Here is an 18,954-nt window from a genome sequence, read left to right as displayed (position 1 = left end):
CATGGATTTTAAAACAGATTTTAAACCATTAACGGTAGACCCAGATAAAATTTACGATTACAGTTTCTCTATTATTGCAGAGGAAATGGGCGAGCATGACTTCTCAGAAGATGAATGGAAAGTTGTACGTCGCATTATCCATGCGTCAGCTGATTTCGAGCTAGGCCGTAGTGTCATCATTACACCAGGTGCGATTGAAGCGGGTATCAAGTCTATTCTTGCAGGACGTCATGTCATAGCAGATGTGCAAATGATTGAAAGTGGCTCTGGTAAAAAGCGTTTCCAAAAACATGGTGGCGATTTGCATTGCTATATTGCGGATGAAGATGTGTCAATAGAAGCGAAAAAACAAAATACAACACGTGCCATTATTTCGATGCAAAAGGCATCAAAATTACATGAAGGTGGTATTTATGCCATTGGTAATGCACCAACTGCATTGCTGGAATTGATTCGATTAATTAAAGAAGGGCTAGCAAAACCAGATTTAATTATCGGTATGCCTGTTGGTTTTGTGTCAGCAGCTGAGTCAAAAGAAGAGCTGCTTAAACTAGAAGGGATTCCGTACATTACAAATGTTGGTCGTAAAGGCGGTAGTACAGTGACGGTTGCTGCTTTAAATGCCATCTCACTTTTAGCGGACGAACAGGCGAAAAAATAATGGAGCGGAAGCCAAAAAAGGACCCCAAGGACATGCGTCACGGTTATACGACGGGAGCCTGTGCAACTGCTGTATCAAAGGCTGCACTGCTTGCCCTTATTACTAAGGAGGAGCAAGAGACAAGCACGATTCATTTACCTATTGGTCGAGATGTAACCTTTACAATTGAAAAATGCATATTTGAAGAAAATGCTGTCAGCTGTGAAACGATTAAAGATGCTGGTGATGATCCTGATGCGACCCATCAGGCACTCATCGTTGGCACAGTGAGCTGGGCAGATACACCTGGGATTCATTTAGATGGAGGTATTGGCGTCGGGCGTGTCACAAAGCCTGGCCTGCCAGTGCCTGTCGGAGAGGCAGCCATTAATCCTGTACCCCGTAAAATGATTTATAGCACGATCCAAGGTGTGTTGGACGAATTTCACATTACTCGAGGCGTGAATGTGGTGATTTCTGTACCTAAGGGAGAGGAGATTGCTAAAAAAACGTTAAATGGACGACTCGGTATACTTGGGGGCATCTCAATCTTAGGCACAAGGGGAACCGTCGTGCCTTTTTCGAGTTCTGCTTATATGGCCAGTATTGTCCAAGCCATCAGTGTAGCGAAAGAGGCTGGCTGTGAGCATTTAGTCGTGACAACAGGTGGACGAAGTGAGAAGTTTGCGATGAAACAATATCCACATCTAGCAGAAGAAGCATTTATTGAAATGGGTGACTTTGTAGGTTTTACATTAAAGCATTGTAAGCGTTTAGGCATCAAACAAGTTTCTCTCGTTGGGATGATGGGGAAATTTTCTAAAGTCGCACAAGGTGTCATGATGGTGCATTCCAAAAGTGCAGCAATCGATTTTAATTTTTTAGCACAACTGGCAGAGGATATAGGGGCAGATAGAGAAACGATAGCACAAGTTCTAGAGGCAAATACAGCTTCACAAGTAGGTGAGATGATGATGGAAAAGGGCTATGATGCGTTCTTCCATCATTTATGTGAGGCTTGCTGCTATTCCTCTATCCATCATATTAAGGGCGGTTTAACGCTTTCCACATCGATCTATTCGATGCAGGGACAATTATTAGGAAGGGCTGATGACATTGCATCGATCGATGAAGTTGATTGGGATCGGGGATAACGGATTAGCAAGCTTATTACCGCAATACCTTCAGTGGATTGAAGACTGTGAGGTACTTGTTGGTGGTGAGCGAGTACTTGATTTTTTCCCAGACTTTAGAGGTGAAAAAATCCTGATAAAAGGAGGTCTTTCAACACTTGTTGAAAGATTGGCTGAAGAAACAAGAAATACCGTGATTCTTGCATCTGGAGATCCATTATTTTATGGCATCGGAGGCTATTTAGCAAAAAAGCTACAAATAGAGGTTTATCCATATATGAGTTCGGTCCAGCTGGCCTTTGCGAAAATGGGAGAGAGCTGGCAGGATGCTTACGTAACGAGTATTCATGGACGACCAATGAAGGGCTTGGCACAGCGAATTGATGGCAAAAAGAAAGTAGCACTTTTAACAGATGCAGAGAATAGTCCGAATGCTCTCGCTCAATATTTAAAGCATTTTGGTATGACGGAATATCGTGCGTTTGTAGCCGAAAATTTACAGGGCGAAAACGAAAAAAGTGGCTGGTACTCGCTCGATGAAATGGAAGTTACTCATTTTTCTCCTTTAAATGTCGTGATTTTAAAACAAACAATAGCACCGAAACGCTACACACTTGGGATTGATGATGAAGAATTTTCACAACGAAAGCCAGATAAAGGACTTATTACGAAGAAAGAAATTCGAGTTTTAAGTTTGCAAGCCATGCAGCTTCAACAGGATAGCGTTATTTGGGATATTGGCACATGTACGGGATCCATGGCCATTGAGGCAGGTAAGCTTGCTCCGGAGGGACAGGTTTTTGCCGTAGAAAAAAATGCCCCTGATTTAGACAATTGTCTTCAAAATCAACAAAGGTTTCGAGTTGATATAACGGCTATCCATAGTAAAGCACCAGAGGGTTTAGACAACTTTCCAGACCCTGATGCCATTTTCATCGGTGGCACTGGTGGTGAAATGGTTGAGTTACTGCAATTATGCTGTCAGCGTTTAAAGCAAAATGGGCGCATTGTCTTAAATGCGGCGACTATTGAAAATTTATATAAAGCCGTTGAGGCATTTAAAGCTTGTGGTTTTGCTGTTGACATTTTACAGGCTCAGCTTGCACGCAGTAAACCAATTTTAGATATGACACGCTTTGTGCCATTAAATCCAATATACATTATTTCCGCTTATCGAAAGGAAGAAAATCATGAGTAATCTAGGAATTTTATATGGCTTGGGCGTTGGTCCTGGCGATCCAGAATTAATTACAGTAAAGGCATTTCGAGTGATTCAGGAATCACCTGTTATTGCTTACCCAAAAAAGCTAAAAGGCAGTAAAAGCTATGCCCATCGTATTGTAGATGTATATATTAATCCAGACGAAAAAGACATGCTTGGTCTTGTATTCCCAATGACGAAAGATGAGGCTGTTCTAGAACGTGAATGGACAAAGTCAGTAGAACTTGTCTACGAAAAATTACAAGCAGGCAAAGATGTAGCCTTTGTTACAGAGGGCGATCCATTATTGTATAGTACGTTTATTCATATGATGAAGCTAATGCAAGATAAGCATCCAGATGTCGAAATTCGCACGGTACCAGGGATTTCTTCATTTAATGGATCTGCATCGCGCTTAGGTATTGCGTTAGCGGATGGTGATGATCGTGTTGCGATTATACCTGCGTATGACAATTACGAAGCGATGCGTGAAGCGATTGAAACGCATGATGCTGTTGTCTTTATTAAAGTGGCGAAAGTAATTGATTTAATGCTTGAAGTACTACGCGATTTAGATTTATTAGATAAAGCATCCGTGGTGACAAAGGTAACATCTGATGAAGAAATCATTTGGGATGTGCGTGAGTTGGATGGTGTCGATTTAGAATATTTAACATTAATGGTGGTGCGTAAATAATGAAGAAAATCTATATTGTCGGCGCTGGTCCTGGTGATCCAGATTTAATTACAGTCAAAGGTTTACATATGTTACAAACAGCGGACGTTGTCATGTATACAGATTCTTTAGTGAGTGAGGACCTTATTGCGAAAGCTAGGCCAGATGCGGAGGTCATTCGTACAGCTGGTATGCATTTGGAGGAAATGGTTGCTGTGATGGTGGACCGGGTCAATACTGGTAAAACAGTGGCACGTATGCATACAGGGGACCCAGCGATGTATGGTGCCATTATGGAGCAAGTTGCATTATTAAAAAAGGAAGGCATTGGGTATGAAGTCATTCCAGGAGTTAGCTCTGTATTTGCATCGGCCGCTGCTATCGGAGCTGAGCTAACAATTCCTGATCTAACCCAAACCCTTATTCTAACACGTGCAGAGGGGCGCACACCTGTACCAGAATTTGAAAAGCTGCGTGATTTAGCGAGCCACCATTGTACAATTGCCTTATTCCTTAGTGCAACGCTGACGAAGAAAATTGTTAAAGAGCTACAAAGTGCTGGTTGGGCTGATGACACGCCTGTAGCAGTTATTCAACGTGCTTCATGGCCCGATCAAAAAATCGTACGAACGACTTTAATCGAATTAGATGAAGCGATGCGTGTGAATGGTATTCGTAAGCATGCGATGATTTTAGCAGGCTGGGCATTAGACCCGAACATTCATGATAAAGATCAATATCGTTCGAAGTTATATGATGCAAGCTTTACACATGGCTTTAGAAAAGGTGTGAAGACAAGTGATTGAGTTACAAGAGGGTGTGTTACCAGAGGTTGATCAACGTAATCCTTATGCAGTGGTAGCCATTACGAAGCATGGTGTCCAAATAGGACGTCGTCTGCAGCAGACCTTTGCAGCAAGTGATTTATATTATATGAGTAAATTTGAACAAGGCGATGAAGAAGAAAAGCATATTCAACTATTTACAGGAACAGTGCGCCTGCTATTGCCAACACTATTTAAGCAATATAAAGGGTTGATCTTAATTATTTCACTAGGGGCAGTTGTACGAATGATTGCGCCGATTTTAAAGGATAAAAAGACAGACCCTGGTGTTGTGGTGATTGATGATCGAGGGGAAAATGTTATTAGCGTATTATCAGGGCATTTAGGTGGTGCCAATGAGCTAACACACGAGGTGGCAGCTGCACTTGGTGCAAATCCGATTATTACAACGGCTTCTGATGTGCAAAAGACGATTCCAGTTGATTTATTTGGAGCCCGCTTTGGCTGGGTATGGGATAGTGCGGATAAATTGACACCAGTTAGTGCATCTGTTGTAAATGAGGAACATGTAGCCATTGTACAGGAAACAGGCGAACGGGATTGGTGGATGCGTGATACACCGATGCCAGAGCAAATTAAGATCTATCCGTCCACACAGGCAGCTATCCAAGCAACTCCTCATGCCACATTATTAATAACAGATCGTATCATTGAACCTGAAGAAGAGGTTCTTCTAGAAAACGGTGTTATTTATCGACCGAAATCCATTGTATTAGGAATGGGCTGTAACCGTGGTACATCGTTAGAGGAAATTGAACAAGTAATCGATGAAACCTTGGCAGAGCTAAAGCTTTCAAAAAAAAGTGTGAAAGCCTTATGCACGATTGATTTGAAGAAAGATGAGCAATGTTTCTTAGAAATTACGAAGAAATATGATTGGGAGTTCGTTACGTATACACCGGATGAATTAAATGAAATCGAATTTCCATCACCCTCTGAAACAGTCTTTCAATATACAGGCGCATACGGCGTGAGCGAACCAGCAGCTATGCGCTATGCACAGGTTCCATCACTTCTATTAGAGAAGAAAAAATCGGGTAATGCTACGATTTCAGTTGCTAGATACCTATTTTAAGGAGGAAGTCCATGCAAACAAATCGCTTTGTACTAGCTGGTACGGGTAGTGGGGTAGGCAAAACTACTTTTACCATTGGACTGATGAAGGCACTACAAAACAAAGGAAACGTGGTGCAGGGCTTTAAATGTGGTCCTGATTATATCGATCCAACCTATCATACAGCTGTAACGGGCAGAGTATCACGTAATATTGATAGCTGGATGTTTTCACACGAAGCAGTACGTGATATTGTGGCACGTGCAAGTATAGATGCAGATGTGTCCATTATTGAAGGTGTGATGGGCTTTTATGACGGTAAAAGCCCTTTATCTGATGCTGGGTCTGCTGCTGATATTAGCGTAGTGACAGAGAGCCCTGTTATTTTAATCGTCAATTGCGCTAGCATGGCACGTAGCGTAGCAGCAGTTGTGAAAGGCTTCCAATTACTATCAGATAAGCCGAATATCGTTGGTGTTATTGCGAACCAGGTTGGTAGTGTTGGTCATTACGAAATTGCGAAGGCAGCTATTGAACAAGAATGCGGCATTCCTGTTATTGGCTACTTAAAGCGTGAGGAAGGGATTGGTATCCCGAGTCGTCATTTAGGGTTAGTACCTGCTATTGAAAGAGGAGAGCTAGATTCATTTTTTGATAAACTAGGGAACCTGATGGCAGAAACAATTGATTTGGACCAATTAATACATTTAACAAAGGCTCCTATCTTGCAAGAATCAGGCCATTTATTTAGGGAGGAGCCTTCACGAAATATTTGTATAGCGGTTGCAAGAGATGCAGCTTTTAATTTTTATTATGAAGAAAACTTGGCTTTGTTACGTGCGAAAGGTGCGACACTACAGTTTTTCTCACCGCTTGCGAATGAGCCTGTACCAGCTGAAGCTGATGGCTTGTATATTGGTGGTGGCTTTCCTGAGGAATTTGCAGAGTCACTTGCTACCAATACAGTCGTTAAAGACTCTATTCGTCAAGTCATAGCGAAAGGTCTTCCAACATTAGCTGAATGTGGAGGCTTTATGTATTTAACAGAGGCCATTACAAATAGCCATGGCGACCGCTATGACATGGTAGGGGTAATTCCTGGAGAAGTGGCGATGCAAACAAAACTAGCAGCACTTGGTTATCGTGAAATTTTTGGCACAGCCGATAATTTCTTAATTGGCGCTGAGGAACAAGCGAAGGGCCATGAGTTCCATTATTCCAAATATAGTGGTTCTCACAATACAGCAGCCTATGAAACGATTGGTCGTTTTGGCAAAAAGAAAGAAGGCTATCAAGAAGGAAATTTAGTGGCTGGCTATACTCATTTCCATTTTGTATCAAACCCAAAGCTAGTTGACAATTGGTTAACAGCTTGTAAGAAGGTGAAAAGTAATGACTAATTATTTTCCTATTCATATCAATCTAGAATATAAAACAGTAGTGATTGTAGGCGGCGGTCACGTGGCAACGCAGAAGGTAGCAACCCTGTTACCAGCAAAGGCAAACATCGTCATTGTTAGTCCAACCTTACATGACACATTACAGTCATTTGCTGAGTCAGGGCAAATTACTTGGAAGCAAAAGGAATTTGAACCTCGTGATTTAGATGACGCCATTCTCATTATCGCTGCAACGAATGTGACAGCAGTTAACGAAGCCGTTCAAGAAGCAGCACAGCATTGGCAATTAATCAACCGAACAGATAAACAAAGTGAAAGTGATTTTATTACGCCTGCTACTGTTCGCCGTGGTCCATTGGTGGTCACTGTTTCGACATCGGGAGCAAGCCCAAGTCTAGCCCGCAAGATTAAAGCAGATTTAGAAGAGCAATTCGATGATGCTTATGATGACTATGTATGCTTTTTACAGCAAGCTCGATTAATGATTGCTGCTAAGTATGATAAAGGTCCACAAAGACGTGCGGCATTACAAGCATTGCTAGAGCCAAACATCCTTGAATGGACACGTCAGGGTGAGATCGATCGACGAGAAGCATATTTACAACAACTATTGATGGGAGCAACGCAATGAAGGATGGAATCGTATATATCGTGGGAGCAGGTCCTGGCGATCCGAAGCTCATTACTGTGTATGGACTGGAATGTATTCAAAAGGCTGATGTAATTGCTTATGACCGTCTTGTAAATCCTAAATTGCTTGATTTTGCAAAAAAGGATGCTGAGCTCGTTTATTGTGGCAAATTACCTGGGAAGCATCATCTCATTCAAGAGGAAATAAATGCATTACTCGTTGAAAAAGCACAAGAAGGTAAAATTGTTACACGCCTAAAAGGTGGCGATCCCTTTGTTTTTGGACGTGGCGCTGAGGAAGCTGAAATAGTAAAAAATCATGGCATTGCCTATGAAATCGTACCGGGGATTACAGCAGGAATTGCAGCTCCTGCATACGCAGGAATTCCAGTTACACATAGAGACTTCGCGACAAGCTTTGCCCTTGTAACTGGACATGGTCGTGAAGAAAAAGGACAAGATTTTTTAAATTGGCCCGCATTGGCTACGGGTATAGATACCGTTGCCTTTTATATGAGCGTTGGTAATATTGCCTACATTGCTCGAAAATTAATCGAAAATGGACGGAAGGCAACAACGCCAGTAGCGGTCATTGAGTGGGGAACAACTGCTCAGCAACGCACGATTACAGGGCCGTTAGATGAGATAGCCAGCATCATTGAGCGTGAAGGGTACCATAACCCTTCTATGATTGTTGTTGGCGAGGTTGTCAAGGTACGGGAAAAAATTCAATGGTTTGAAGAGCAAGGTCTTACCTTTTCATAATCATTTCTTATAAGCGCACAAGGAGGAAGCACTATGACTGTCATTGAAGCATTAAAAAAACGTCGAGCAATTCGTAATTACACGACACAACCAGTAGAGAAAGAAAAAATTGAGCAAATTTTACAGGCAGCAACCTATGCACCGAATGACCGGATGCGTGAGCCCTGGCATTTTTATGTCATTCAAGATGAAGCCATGAAGCGTTATGAAGAAATGGCAAGTGCTTATTTACAAGAACGCTTTCCCACGAAGCCAAATTTAGTGGAAAGTTCATTAAAGGTTGTACAAACAACCCCTGTAGCCATTGTTGTGACAGCTGACATAGTAGAGGGGGACACAGATGCGACAGAAGATAATGTCTTTGCTGTATGTAGTGCCATTATGTCTATGTGGTTGACAGCAGAGGAGCTAGGTCTTGGCTTTGTTTGGCGTACACGTGGTGTTGGCCTCGTACATGATCCTCGTATGCATACGTTTATTGGTGCAAGCGACGCTCAAAAAGTAGTCGGTACAATATTTATTGGCTACCCACAGGAGCAAGAACAAACCGACAAGAAACGAACGCCGTTTGCAGAAAAGACAACATGGCTGTAAGGAGGCTATCAGCATGGCAAGAAAAGGCTTGTTTTTAGTATATACAGGTGAAGGTAAGGGCAAAACGACAGCATCTCTTGGTGTTACATTGCGTGCAGTTGGTCGAGGCTTAAATGTGCGTTATCTGCAGTTTATCAAATCCCCAGAACGTACTTATGGAGAGCAAATTGCCCTTCGTAAGCTAGGCGTAGAAATGGAACAGATGGGCATAGGTTTTACATGGACAAAAACACCTGAGGAGCATCGTGCTGCATTAGCCAAGGCTTGGAAAAAAACGAAGGCAGCTCTACAGGATGACAGCATTGATTTATTGGTCTTAGATGAACTGAACAATGCTCTAGCGATCACCAAGTTTCCAATCGATGATGTCCTTCCTCTAGCAGAAGTCATCGAGGCAATCCAACAGCGCCCTTCAACAATGCATTTGGTTGTCACAGGACGAAGTGCGAATCCGGCCTTACTAGCAATGGCTGATTTAGTGTCAACCATTGAGGCGACAAAGCATTATTATGATGAAGGGATTCCAGCGGTGAAAGGGCTCGAATTTTAAAGCCCTTTACAATTGCTGGATGAAAAATACCCGCGGAGCGAAGGCAAATACCCGCGCTTCGCCATAGAATACCCGCGGAACGCAGGGAATTACTTGCGCTTCGCCTTAGAATACTTACAGAGGAGAGTGACTATGCCAGCAAAATCAATCATGATTCAAGGAACAGCTTCCGATGTTGGAAAAAGTATGATTTGTACTGCACTATGTCGTATATTTTCAGATGATGGACTGAAGGTAGTCCCATTTAAATCACAAAATATGGCTCTTAATTCATTTGTTACAAAGGATGGCGGTGAAATCGGCCGCGCACAAGGGGTACAGGCAGAGGCAGCTCGTGTTGTTGCAACGACGGATATGAACCCTATCTTGCTGAAACCGAAGCAAGATATGATGTCAGAGGTTATCGTTCATGGTAAGCATTTTTTAAATATGGATGCCAAAAGCTACCGCAATAATTTTGTGCAAGAAGCGATGCCAATTGTAGAAAAATCAGTACGCACGCTACAACATACATATGATGTCATTGTCCTAGAGGGCGCTGGTAGCCCAGCAGAAATTAACTTAAAGGATCGCGATATTGCTAATATGCGAATGGCTCACTTAGCAGATGCAGCGGTAGTCCTTGTTGCTGATATTGATCGTGGCGGGGTTTTTGCCTCGATTGTTGGTACACTGGCATTATTAGATGAGGAAGAACGAGCACGTGTGAAGGGATTAATTATCAATAAGTTTAGAGGCATGCGTGAATTACTGGATGATGGTTTGGCATGGGTGGAGCGCGAAACGGGTATTCCGGTACTTGGTGTGATTCCTTATGTCGATGTCAATATTGAAGCAGAGGATTCACTTGCATTATCGTCACTACGTTTTAAAAAACCAAAGCAAGGCGAATTTGCTGTAGATGTAGCCATGATTCGTTTACCACGTATTTCAAACTTCACCGATATTGATCCATTTTTCGATGAGCCAGAGGTGGGTGTCCGTTTAATTGGTCATGTCAATGAACTAGGTACACCAGATTTACTCATTCTGCCAGGAACGAAAAGTACAATGGATGATTTAGCTTGGCTAAAAGCACAGGGTTTCGATCAAGCCATCACACATTTACGTGCGTGCGGTACTAAAATTATTGGCATTTGTGGCGGTTTCCAAATGCTTGGTGAAACATTACTTGATCCAGAAGCAGTGGAGGGGAATGGTGAATCTGCAGATGGTCTTGGGCTATTACCGATGGAAACCACTTTTGTAGGCAATAAAAAAACGGTGCAAACGACAGGCGTAAGAGGGCAGGACACATTGACAGGCTATGAAATCCATCTAGGGCGTACGAAAATTTTACGTGATGCGGTATCACCGTTTTTACTGTTAGAGGATGGAAGAGAAGATGGTGCGGTTAGTCAAGATGAGCAAGTGATTGGCACGTATTTCCACGGCTTGTTCCATAATCGTACCTTTACCCGTCAACTTGTCAATGAAATACGAGTGAAAAAAGGGCTAGCAGCTTTACCAAGTGATGTGAAAAGTGACGCAGAACGAAGAGAAGATGCCTATAATATGTTAGCCGACCATGTTCGAGCAAATCTTGATATGAAAAAAATATATGAAATATTATCTTTAGAGGTATCTATATGACGAGAAAAGGACCGTTAGCCATTAACTATGAGGCATTATGGCAGGAAGGCATGAAGGACTGGCATGGCAATATGCCTGAACGAATGGTGAATGATCAGCTAGAGGAGCAATTTTGGGCGCAATCCGTGGCACGTAAAAAAGTGGGACAAACAGACCCTTATGCTGCATTGATTTTTCAGGAGCTTCAAAAAAAGATTGAACCTCAGCATTCTGTATTAGAAATTGGTCCGGGGTGGGGCAATTATACATTTCCATTAGCTGATAAAGTAAGCAAGCTCACATGTGTGGATAGCTCTGAAAGCATTTTGCATTACTTACAGCAGTGTATGCCGCAGGAGAAGCACGTTTCCTATATTCATGCAAAGTGGGAAAGTTTAGAGCAAGATGAGATTGAACCACATGATATCGTCTTGGGCGTGAATTGTTTTTACCGAATGTATGAAATTAAAGCAGCTTTATATCACATGAATCGGCTGGCGAGGAAACGTGCCATCATTGGGATGACGACAGGGCCCATTCAGCCACACTATGAACAGTTATATGAAAAGTATGGTTATGACATTAAATTTCCCCGCAGAGATTATATCGAGTTTTTGAATCTCCTCTATGAAATGGATATCTATGCGGATTGTCAGATTATCCCGCTCGAACGTGTCTATGAATATGAAAGCTATGAGCAGCTTGTGACAACGCAGAGTAAAAAAATATTAACGACGAATTTCCAGCGAGCCCATGTAGAGGAATCACTGCTACCTTTTATCGAAGAAAAGGATGGACGTTATTATTATCGTCATGATTTCCATGCGGCGCTTGTTTCATGGCAACCAAAATAATCAAGAAACCTTTGGAGAAACTGTACACCAAAGGTTTTTCTTATGGGAATGGATAAGGTACAATAAAACGATATAAAGAAGAAGTGAGGTGGCATATGTTGCAGCTACATTTTCTAGGGACAGGCGCAGGCATGCCTTCAAAAGAACGAAATACAAGTGCTCTGATGGTAAAGCTATTAGATGAAGTGAGTGAAATGTGGCTATTTGACTGTGGGGAGGCGACACAGCATCAAATCCTTCATACGTCGTTAAAGCCACGGAAAGTAACGAAAATTTTTATTACACATTTACATGGAGATCATATTTTTGGACTTCCAGGCTTTTTAAGCTCGCGTTCCTTTCAAGGTGGGGATGAGCCGCTAACGATCTTCGGGCCATCTGGCTTACAGCAGTGGATTGAACAAACATTGGCCCTATCAAAAACCCATTTAACATATCCTTTACGCTTTGTAGAGGTACAAGAAGGCATTATTTTTGAGGATGCTCATTTTACAATTCATGCTAAGGAATTACGCCATGTTGTACCTTGCTATGGGTATCGTATCGAACAAAAGGATTTACCAGGCGAATTATTAATCGACAAAGCACAGGCACTTGGTGTTCCAAAGGGACCTTTATTAGGGCAATTAAAAGATGGCCACGATATTGTACTTGAAAATGGTGATGTGGTACATGCGAAAGACGTGATGGCACCAGCCAAAAAGGGCTTTACATTGTCAGTCTTAGGCGATACAAAATATTGTGAAGAAGCAATCCAATTATCAATGGGTGCTGATATCATTGTGCATGAAGCAACTTTTGATGGTACAACAACAGATTTAGCAGCAAGCTACGGTCATGCAACAAATGTGGAGGCTGCAAAAGTCGCACAGCAAGCTGGTGCACACTATTTATTATTAAATCATTTAAGCGCACGTTTTCTTCCATACGACTTACCTCAATTTTTAGCTGAAGCACAGGGGATTTTTCCGAATACATTCCTAACAGCTGATCAAGCCGTTTATACATGGCAACACAATAAATTATTCTGATATAATTATTAAATAGAAAACATCTATTAGGGGAGATTCCTTTAATAGATGTTTTTAGTTTATAGTCCTAAAGATGTGTAGATAATTTTGTTTAAATATTACTGTTTAATCATGAGAATTATGCTTTTTTGCATGCTTCTACTAGTACAAAATAGTTAGTTTTATCCTCCATGCTTATCTATTTCGAAATTTTTACAAATTAATGACAATTTGAACTTCTTCAAAACTTATTATTTTATATTTAATAAATTGTTAATGAAATATATGGAAGTGATATTGTATGATGAAGTGGAAATAATCGTAATTTTTAGGGGGATCTCATCATGAGAAAGTCAATGAAATGGAAAATGCTTCTGGAGATTATGGGCATTGTGGTGTTCATTATAGCGGCATTTTCTATTTATGTTTATCAAGCTACATATAAAAGTGAAAAAAGCAATGGAGAAGCAATCGCCAACTCCATTGTCATGGGATTGGAAGGAGCGATTCAATCTAGAGAAAAAGCAGAAGAAATTATGGAAAAAGAAATGATTGCTGAATCTGTAATGGCTTCTTACATCATTGACAAAGGTGCTACATATGAGGATTTAAAGGCCATTGCTGAGCGTGGTGGCATCGATGAGATTTGGAGTACAGATGATAAAGGGAATACAACAGTGACATCAGTAGCTCCAACTGTTGATTTTAACTTTGGCGCTGATCCAAACGGACAAGCTGCCGAATATATGCAACTCTTAGATGGAAGAGCGAAAGAAATTGTCCAAAAAGCACAAATTCGCGATGTCGATGATCAATTTTTCAAATTTGTCGGGGTAGGTAGCTGGAATCCAGCAACTCCACAAATTGTACAGGTGGCTCGCCATGGACAGCAGCTACTAGATTTAGAAGCAAGTATCGGCAGTGAATCCTATATCGATCATCTGGACAACTATTTATCCTCAACCGTATTATTCGCCGCTATTGTAGATGAAAAAGGTCAAACCATTGCCGCTACAGCAAAACAAAATTTAGCGGATATTGGTTTTGAGCCAGCCCAATTTTCAGCACAAAAGTCAACTGAATTTTCAGGGCGCTACGATGGCACTCGTGTCACGCAATATGTAAAGCCATTATCAAACGGTACATACTTAGCTATTATTGTATCCAATGCTATTCTCTCGCAAATTTTGGTAGGCACAATTGTAGCTTCATTGATTGTTGTCTGTGTGATTTTCTTCACTACGGGCCTGTCTATTTCGAAGCAAGTTTCGCGTATTTTAAGTGTGCGCAATTCCTTAGAGGAAATTAGTAAAGGTGAAGCAGATTTAACCAAGCGTATTCCAATCCATGCAAAAGATGAGATTGGCCAATTAGTGACATCATTTAATGGGATGATGGATAATTTCCAACAAATTATGTGTGAAATCAAGCAAGGGGCCAATCAAATAAAAGAAGCTACCTATACCATTCAAGAAAATGCTCATGAAACACTTGAATCAGCCGCAATTATCCAAGGCGAATCTAGTCAGGTAGCGCAGGCCTCCTTTGCACAACAGAATAATACGGCAGACAGTGCGCATTCAATGGAGGAATTGGCACGCAGCATTCAATATATTTCGGAATCCATAGCAGAAATTTCTAGTATTTCGCGTAATACTGAGGAAAACGCAGATAATGGATTACAAATTATGCAGTCCTTACAAAAGCAACTGGTGACTATTCATGAGAAAACGAATTTTGCGGTGATTGGAACACAGGAGCTTGAAAAACTATCTACAATGATTGGGGAATTTACCAATGTGATTACAGGAATTTCTGATCAAACGAATTTACTGGCATTAAATGCATCTATTGAAGCGGCGCGTGCTGGTGAAGCGGGTAAAGGCTTTGCCGTTGTAGCTGAAGAAGTTCGTAAATTAGCTGAAGATTCTAAGAGTGCGGCGGATAGAATCACCCAGGTGGTAATGAATGTCCAAAAGGAAACAGCCAATATTGTAGCAACCATCCAAGCGACAGCAGATGTTTTACATGCAGGACGTGCAATCGTACAAGAAGCACAGCAATCGTTTGAAGGAATTCATAATGATGTACAGGTCTTAGCAACACAAGTGGATTTAGTATCAAGCTCCACTGAGGAAATTGCTGCTAGTACAGAGGAAGTAACAGCTACCATGGAAGATGTTTCGCTCTTGGCTAAGCAGACATCGCAAAGTGTTGATGCCGTTGCTCAAAAGGCTAAACATCAAGCGGAAAATATGGAGAGCATGACCGCATTTATCGACCAATTGAATACAACAGCGGAAAACCTCCAACTATCAGCAGGCAAATATAAAGTATAAAAGGAAAAATATAGTACGATAAATCACTAGATTCCCGTATAATTGAAAAAAGGGGTGTGGTTTAAATGAATCAACAAAAGATGCCGCCAGCATTATTGCGATTAATCGTCATTTTTCCAAATGTGCTGAGCTATTTACTATTATTTGGTCTAATTATTTTTGTCATGACAAATTATGAAACATTAAAAGCAACAAATAATTTAACTGTGTGGATTATTTTTATTGTCGTGTTAGCACCCGCTGCTGCCTACACGACTTTCAGCATCGTAAAGAAAATCCGTGCAGGACATATGTAAGGATATTAACGACTTCCTATTCAACATAGTAGGAGGTCGTTTTACTTAAAAGAGAATAAAAAACATATAGAGAGAAAAACTATCGTAAACAGTGATGAAATGAAGAGGTGTGTATATCATATGGATCCAACAAATTGTGATTTTTCACCAATGAAAGAAACTTTAAAAGATGAGCTTCTCGAAGTGATCATGTCCTTACAACAGAGTGTGCAGGAAATGGATACAGATGCAAATTGTCTCCTCGGTAATTTTGAGAAAATTAAAGAGAAGTTTATGACAATTGAAATGAAAGCTGCAACGTTCTATTTAAATTGTTATCTTTCTCCGTTTACTGAAAAGTATCCAGAGCTATCACACAGTGTGCAAAATATGTCTTTGAGAAGGCATGGTGGTTTAATTGTTATTCAAAGACAGGATTCTTTAGAGAATCTAATTCAGCCTGGTATTCATATTGGTGCGGATTTAACCCATTCTTTATTAGAATCGATTTTCTTCCCTGGTAATCCACTTCATGATGGAGCGGTACTTGTCTATCAAAATCAAATTGAGTCAGCTGCCAATGTACTGCCATTGTCAGAGCGGTATACAGGGGAAAAGAAATTAGGAACAAGACATCGTGCAGCGCTGGGATTGAGTGAGCTAAGTGATGCACTTGTAATGGTTGTATCAGAAGAAACGGGTAGAATTTCTTTTGCTCTTAAGGGCAATTTATATCCTGTTACAACACCTGGCATCATATAGGGAGTCCCCCTATGTTAGAAAAATATCTCGAATTCAAGATATTTTTCTTGCGGAAGTATCACTTGCATGGTAAAGTGATAACTGAAGGGAGGGTGAAGTCATGAGAAATCATACACTAGGCACCTTAACATGGATTCGGATGATGCGCTTTACAGCGCAAAGTAATCAGTTATCGAATGAATTTTTAAAACGTTTCGACTTAACGACAGCACAATTTGATGTGTTAATCCAGATCAAAACATATGCCCCGATTACACAGTCTCAATTAGCAGAAAAAGTAACTGTAACACAAGGTGGCATGTCCCGCATGCTTGCCCGACTGGAAAAAGAGGGACTAATCGAGCGTAAACAAAATTGGAAGACGAAAACCATCTCATTGACATCAAAAGGGGAGCAAATGATTGATGCAGCAACACCTAGTCAACTTCACTTCCAGTCTTCATTTTTTGAAGAAGTATTAACAGCTGAGGAAATTAAATCTTTATATATTGCGATGACAAAGCTTGAAAAACATAGCCGAGAAAAAAAATTGCCGCCTGTGTAATTTTTTTTGTAAAATCACTTGCCTAGTCAAGTGAAAATAATGAGGAGGAACAATTAATGAACAAATTAAGCGGACACCATCATGTATCTATGTTAACGAAAAATGGTAAACAGAATAATCACTTCTACACTACCATTTTAGGGTTACGACGTGTGAAAAAAACGGTGAATCAAGACTCCCCTTCCATGTATCACTTATTTTATGGAGACTTAACAGGAGCAGCAGGTACAGAATTAACATTTTTTGAAATGCCTGTTGCAGGGCGTACAGTGCGAGGGACGAATGCTATTACTAGTATAGGCTTACTTGTACCTAGCTCCGAAAGCCTACTATATTGGAAAGAACGCTTTCAACAGCTAGAAGTAGAACATAGCGATATCACTACTTATGCAGGCAAAGAGGCTTTGTTTTTTGAAGATCATGAAGGTTTACGGATGGTATTGTTAAACCATCAAGGACAAGAAACGCCTGCTCAATGGCAACCATGGGATGGAAATGATATACCGGAGGAACATCGTATTTTAGGCATGGGAACGATTGAAATCACTGTGCGATCTTTACAAAGAACGGTCAATTTATTACAAGATTTATTTCACTATACAGTTATGGCAGAAAAGGACAAGGAAATGGTCCTACAATCAATAGAAGGGGAAGTGCATGGCGAGATTGTTGTCAAAGAAGTAGAAGGACCAAGCGAAAAACCTGGTAAAGGCAGTATTCACCATCTTGCGTTACGTGTTGCAACCGTTGATGAATTACAGCAATGGGATACCAAGATTAAGGAGCTAGGATTGAAGAGTACTGGTGTGGTTGATCGTTATTATTTTCAAAGTCTTTATTTTAGAGATCGTAACGGTATTTTATTTGAAATGGCGACAGATGGGCCAGGGTTTACGGTAGATTCAGCAGTCGAAGAACTTGGCAAAGAATTAGACCTCCCACCATTTTTAGAAGAGAGACGTTCAGAAATTGAAGCTATTTTAGAACCGCTAGAATAAGGAGAGATAACACATGATGGAAAAATATCGTATTGATCAAGCACAAGGACTCGAATTCGGACTGTACTCTTTAGGTGATCATATCCCTAATCCACTAACGGGCGAGCGTATTTCTGCCCAACAACGCCTAAAAGAGCTTGTTGAAGCAAGTCAATTAGCAGAGCAAGCAGGAATTGATGTATTCGGCATAGGTGAAAGTCATCAGTCTTATTTTACAACACAGGCACATACGGTCGTGTTAGGTGCTATTGCACAAGCCACTTCGACTATTAAATTGTCTAGCTCCGCAACCGTATTAAGTGTTTCAGACCCTGTACGAGTATATGAGGATTTTGCCACAATTGATTTATTATCAGATGGTCGAGCAGAAATTGTAGCGGGACGTGGTTCACGTGTCGGTGCCTATCACTTACTAGGTGTAGATTTACAAGATTATGAAGAAATCTTTGAGGAAAAATTAGAGCTTCTTATGAAAATCAATGATGAGGAGCTAGTGACGTGGGAAGGGCAATTCAGAGCACCTCTCCATCATGCACAAATTTTACCGCAGCCAAAAAACGGCTCGTTGCCAATATGGCGTGCGGTGGGTGGACCACCTGCCAGCGCCATTAAAGCAGGATATATGGGCATTCCGATGATGCTTACAACATTAGGTGGACCTGCTATCAACTTTAAACCATCTGTGGATGCCTATCGCGAAGCGGCAGAGCGCAAAGGCTTTGATCCAAATGAATTACCTATTGCCACAACAAGCTTGTTTTATGTAGCAGACACAACAAAAGAGGCATTGCAGGGCATGTATCCACATTTAAACGGTGGTTTCCAAGCTATTCGTGGTGGGGGCTATCCAAAGCAACAATTTGCACAAGCGCCTGATACACGTGATGCTTTAATGGTGGGCAGTAAAGAGCAAATTATTGAAAAACTACTTTATCAATACGAACTATATGGCATGCAACGCTTTATGGCACAAATCGATTTTGGTGGCGTACCTTTCGAAAAATTGATGAAAAATATTGAAATCATCGGTAATGATATAATTCCAGCGATAAAAAAACACACAGCAAAATAAG

General features: G+C 41.1%; 20 protein-coding genes. All 20 read left to right on the top strand.

Annotation, left to right across the window (positions count from 1 at the left end):
* Position 1 precedes the first annotated feature (1 nt).
* The 20 genes from PSR12_RS14540 (at position 2) to PSR12_RS14445 (ending at position 18,953) form a co-directional block, all read left to right on the top strand.
* Complete coding sequence (locus tag PSR12_RS14540) at positions 2–661, top strand: precorrin-8X methylmutase (RefSeq protein ID WP_004231303.1); 660 nt, start codon at positions 2–4, stop codon at positions 659–661.
* Positions 661–1,794 (top strand): cobalt-precorrin-5B (C(1))-methyltransferase, encoded by a 1,134-nt coding sequence (locus tag PSR12_RS14535; protein WP_221680213.1) that lies wholly within the window; start codon positions 661–663, stop codon positions 1,792–1,794. The genes PSR12_RS14540 and PSR12_RS14535 overlap by 1 nt, the downstream gene beginning before the upstream one ends.
* Entirely contained in the window at positions 1,751–2,971 is a 1,221-nt protein-coding gene (gene cbiE / locus PSR12_RS14530) for a precorrin-6y C5,15-methyltransferase (decarboxylating) subunit CbiE (protein ID WP_221680214.1), read from the top strand. The genes PSR12_RS14535 and cbiE overlap by 44 nt, the downstream gene beginning before the upstream one ends.
* Entirely contained in the window at positions 2,964–3,671 is a 708-nt protein-coding gene (gene cobI, locus PSR12_RS14525; RefSeq protein WP_221680215.1) for a precorrin-2 C(20)-methyltransferase, read from the top strand. The genes cbiE and cobI overlap by 8 nt, the downstream gene beginning before the upstream one ends.
* Positions 3,671–4,456 (top strand): precorrin-4 C(11)-methyltransferase, encoded by a 786-nt coding sequence (gene cobM / locus PSR12_RS14520; RefSeq protein WP_221680216.1) that lies wholly within the window; start codon positions 3,671–3,673, stop codon positions 4,454–4,456. Before cobI ends, cobM begins: the two co-directional genes overlap by 1 nt.
* Complete coding sequence (locus PSR12_RS14515) at positions 4,449–5,570, top strand: cobalt-precorrin 5A hydrolase (protein ID WP_221680217.1); 1,122 nt, start codon at positions 4,449–4,451, stop codon at positions 5,568–5,570. The genes cobM and PSR12_RS14515 overlap by 8 nt, the downstream gene beginning before the upstream one ends.
* Before the next feature lie 11 nt (positions 5,571–5,581).
* Positions 5,582–6,949, top strand: coding sequence for a cobyrinic acid a,c-diamide synthase CobB (locus PSR12_RS14510; protein ID WP_221680218.1), 1,368 nt, complete (start codon positions 5,582–5,584; stop codon positions 6,947–6,949).
* Positions 6,942–7,580 carry a precorrin-2 dehydrogenase/sirohydrochlorin ferrochelatase family protein gene (locus PSR12_RS14505; protein WP_221680219.1) on the top strand — a complete coding sequence of 213 codons (639 nt, stop codon included), beginning with the start codon at positions 6,942–6,944 and terminating at the stop codon, positions 7,578–7,580. The genes PSR12_RS14510 and PSR12_RS14505 overlap by 8 nt, the downstream gene beginning before the upstream one ends.
* Entirely contained in the window at positions 7,577–8,344 is a 768-nt protein-coding gene (gene cobA / locus PSR12_RS14500; RefSeq protein ID WP_221680220.1) for a uroporphyrinogen-III C-methyltransferase, read from the top strand. Before PSR12_RS14505 ends, cobA begins: the two co-directional genes overlap by 4 nt.
* Before the next feature lie 33 nt (positions 8,345–8,377).
* On the top strand, positions 8,378–8,938 hold the full coding sequence (locus tag PSR12_RS14495) for a nitroreductase family protein (RefSeq protein WP_048392353.1): 561 nt from the start codon (positions 8,378–8,380) through the stop codon (positions 8,936–8,938).
* 13 nt (positions 8,939–8,951) lie between these two features.
* Positions 8,952–9,488: a cob(I)yrinic acid a,c-diamide adenosyltransferase gene (locus tag PSR12_RS14490; RefSeq protein WP_009370255.1), complete on the top strand. Its 537-nt coding sequence runs from the start codon at positions 8,952–8,954 to the stop codon at positions 9,486–9,488.
* A 132-nt stretch (positions 9,489–9,620) separates the two neighbouring features.
* Positions 9,621–11,120, top strand: a complete 1,500-nt coding sequence (locus tag PSR12_RS14485) for a cobyric acid synthase (RefSeq protein WP_274769488.1) — start codon at positions 9,621–9,623, stop codon at positions 11,118–11,120.
* The gene (locus PSR12_RS14480; RefSeq protein ID WP_221680223.1) at positions 11,117–11,953 is read left to right on the top strand and encodes a class I SAM-dependent methyltransferase; all 837 of its coding nucleotides are present in this window, start codon (positions 11,117–11,119) and stop codon (positions 11,951–11,953) included. Before PSR12_RS14485 ends, PSR12_RS14480 begins: the two co-directional genes overlap by 4 nt.
* A 98-nt stretch (positions 11,954–12,051) precedes the next feature.
* Complete coding sequence (gene rnz / locus PSR12_RS14475) at positions 12,052–12,984, top strand: ribonuclease Z (protein WP_274773488.1); 933 nt, start codon at positions 12,052–12,054, stop codon at positions 12,982–12,984.
* A gap of 323 nt (positions 12,985–13,307) precedes the next feature.
* Complete coding sequence (locus tag PSR12_RS14470) at positions 13,308–15,302, top strand: methyl-accepting chemotaxis protein (RefSeq protein WP_274769486.1); 1,995 nt, start codon at positions 13,308–13,310, stop codon at positions 15,300–15,302.
* A 65-nt stretch (positions 15,303–15,367) separates the two neighbouring features.
* Entirely contained in the window at positions 15,368–15,598 is a 231-nt protein-coding gene (locus PSR12_RS14465) for a hypothetical protein (RefSeq protein ID WP_009370265.1), read from the top strand.
* A gap of 120 nt (positions 15,599–15,718) precedes the next feature.
* On the top strand, positions 15,719–16,339 hold the full coding sequence (gene cdaS, locus PSR12_RS14460; RefSeq protein WP_004231336.1) for a sporulation-specific diadenylate cyclase CdaS: 621 nt from the start codon (positions 15,719–15,721) through the stop codon (positions 16,337–16,339).
* 100 nt (positions 16,340–16,439) lie between these two features.
* Complete coding sequence (locus PSR12_RS14455) at positions 16,440–16,883, top strand: MarR family winged helix-turn-helix transcriptional regulator (RefSeq protein ID WP_221680226.1); 444 nt, start codon at positions 16,440–16,442, stop codon at positions 16,881–16,883.
* Positions 16,884–16,939: 56 nt separating this feature from the next.
* The gene (locus PSR12_RS14450) at positions 16,940–17,881 is read left to right on the top strand and encodes a ring-cleaving dioxygenase (protein WP_274769484.1); all 942 of its coding nucleotides are present in this window, start codon (positions 16,940–16,942) and stop codon (positions 17,879–17,881) included.
* Positions 17,882–17,897: 16 nt separating this feature from the next.
* Positions 17,898–18,953 carry an LLM class flavin-dependent oxidoreductase gene (locus tag PSR12_RS14445; protein ID WP_036218710.1) on the top strand — a complete coding sequence of 352 codons (1,056 nt, stop codon included), beginning with the start codon at positions 17,898–17,900 and terminating at the stop codon, positions 18,951–18,953.
* Position 18,954: the final 1 nt, after the last annotated feature.

The sequence above is a fragment of the Lysinibacillus sp. G01H genome, from assembly GCF_028872195.1.
Lineage (GTDB): Bacteria > Bacillota > Bacilli > Bacillales_A > Planococcaceae > Lysinibacillus > Lysinibacillus capsici.
Note: the sequence above shows the minus strand (reverse complement) of the source record. Positions and strands in the feature narration are given on the sequence as shown.

What these genes read in the sequence shown, in the direction of transcription:
- PSR12_RS14510 (WP_221680218.1), top strand. Translation starts at nt 5,582, where the DNA reads ATGCAAACAAATCGCTTTGTACTAGCTGGTACGGGTAGTGGGGTAGGC.
- PSR12_RS14485 (WP_274769488.1), top strand. Translation starts at nt 9,621, where the DNA reads ATGCCAGCAAAATCAATCATGATTCAAGGAACAGCTTCCGATGTTGGA.
- PSR12_RS14470 (WP_274769486.1), top strand. Translation starts at nt 13,308, where the DNA reads ATGAGAAAGTCAATGAAATGGAAAATGCTTCTGGAGATTATGGGCATT.
- cbiE (WP_221680214.1), top strand. Translation starts at nt 1,751, where the DNA reads ATGACATTGCATCGATCGATGAAGTTGATTGGGATCGGGGATAACGGA.
- cobM (WP_221680216.1), top strand. Translation starts at nt 3,671, where the DNA reads ATGAAGAAAATCTATATTGTCGGCGCTGGTCCTGGTGATCCAGATTTA.
- PSR12_RS14445 (WP_036218710.1), top strand. Translation starts at nt 17,898, where the DNA reads ATGGAAAAATATCGTATTGATCAAGCACAAGGACTCGAATTCGGACTG.
- cobA (WP_221680220.1), top strand. Translation starts at nt 7,577, where the DNA reads ATGAAGGATGGAATCGTATATATCGTGGGAGCAGGTCCTGGCGATCCG.
- PSR12_RS14465 (WP_009370265.1), top strand. Translation starts at nt 15,368, where the DNA reads ATGAATCAACAAAAGATGCCGCCAGCATTATTGCGATTAATCGTCATT.
- PSR12_RS14540 (WP_004231303.1), top strand. Translation starts at nt 2, where the DNA reads ATGGATTTTAAAACAGATTTTAAACCATTAACGGTAGACCCAGATAAA.
- PSR12_RS14505 (WP_221680219.1), top strand. Translation starts at nt 6,942, where the DNA reads ATGACTAATTATTTTCCTATTCATATCAATCTAGAATATAAAACAGTA.
- cobI (WP_221680215.1), top strand. Translation starts at nt 2,964, where the DNA reads ATGAGTAATCTAGGAATTTTATATGGCTTGGGCGTTGGTCCTGGCGAT.
- PSR12_RS14495 (WP_048392353.1), top strand. Translation starts at nt 8,378, where the DNA reads ATGACTGTCATTGAAGCATTAAAAAAACGTCGAGCAATTCGTAATTAC.
- PSR12_RS14535 (WP_221680213.1), top strand. Translation starts at nt 661, where the DNA reads ATGGAGCGGAAGCCAAAAAAGGACCCCAAGGACATGCGTCACGGTTAT.
- PSR12_RS14455 (WP_221680226.1), top strand. Translation starts at nt 16,440, where the DNA reads ATGAGAAATCATACACTAGGCACCTTAACATGGATTCGGATGATGCGC.
- PSR12_RS14490 (WP_009370255.1), top strand. Translation starts at nt 8,952, where the DNA reads ATGGCAAGAAAAGGCTTGTTTTTAGTATATACAGGTGAAGGTAAGGGC.
- cdaS (WP_004231336.1), top strand. Translation starts at nt 15,719, where the DNA reads ATGGATCCAACAAATTGTGATTTTTCACCAATGAAAGAAACTTTAAAA.
- PSR12_RS14450 (WP_274769484.1), top strand. Translation starts at nt 16,940, where the DNA reads ATGAACAAATTAAGCGGACACCATCATGTATCTATGTTAACGAAAAAT.
- PSR12_RS14480 (WP_221680223.1), top strand. Translation starts at nt 11,117, where the DNA reads ATGACGAGAAAAGGACCGTTAGCCATTAACTATGAGGCATTATGGCAG.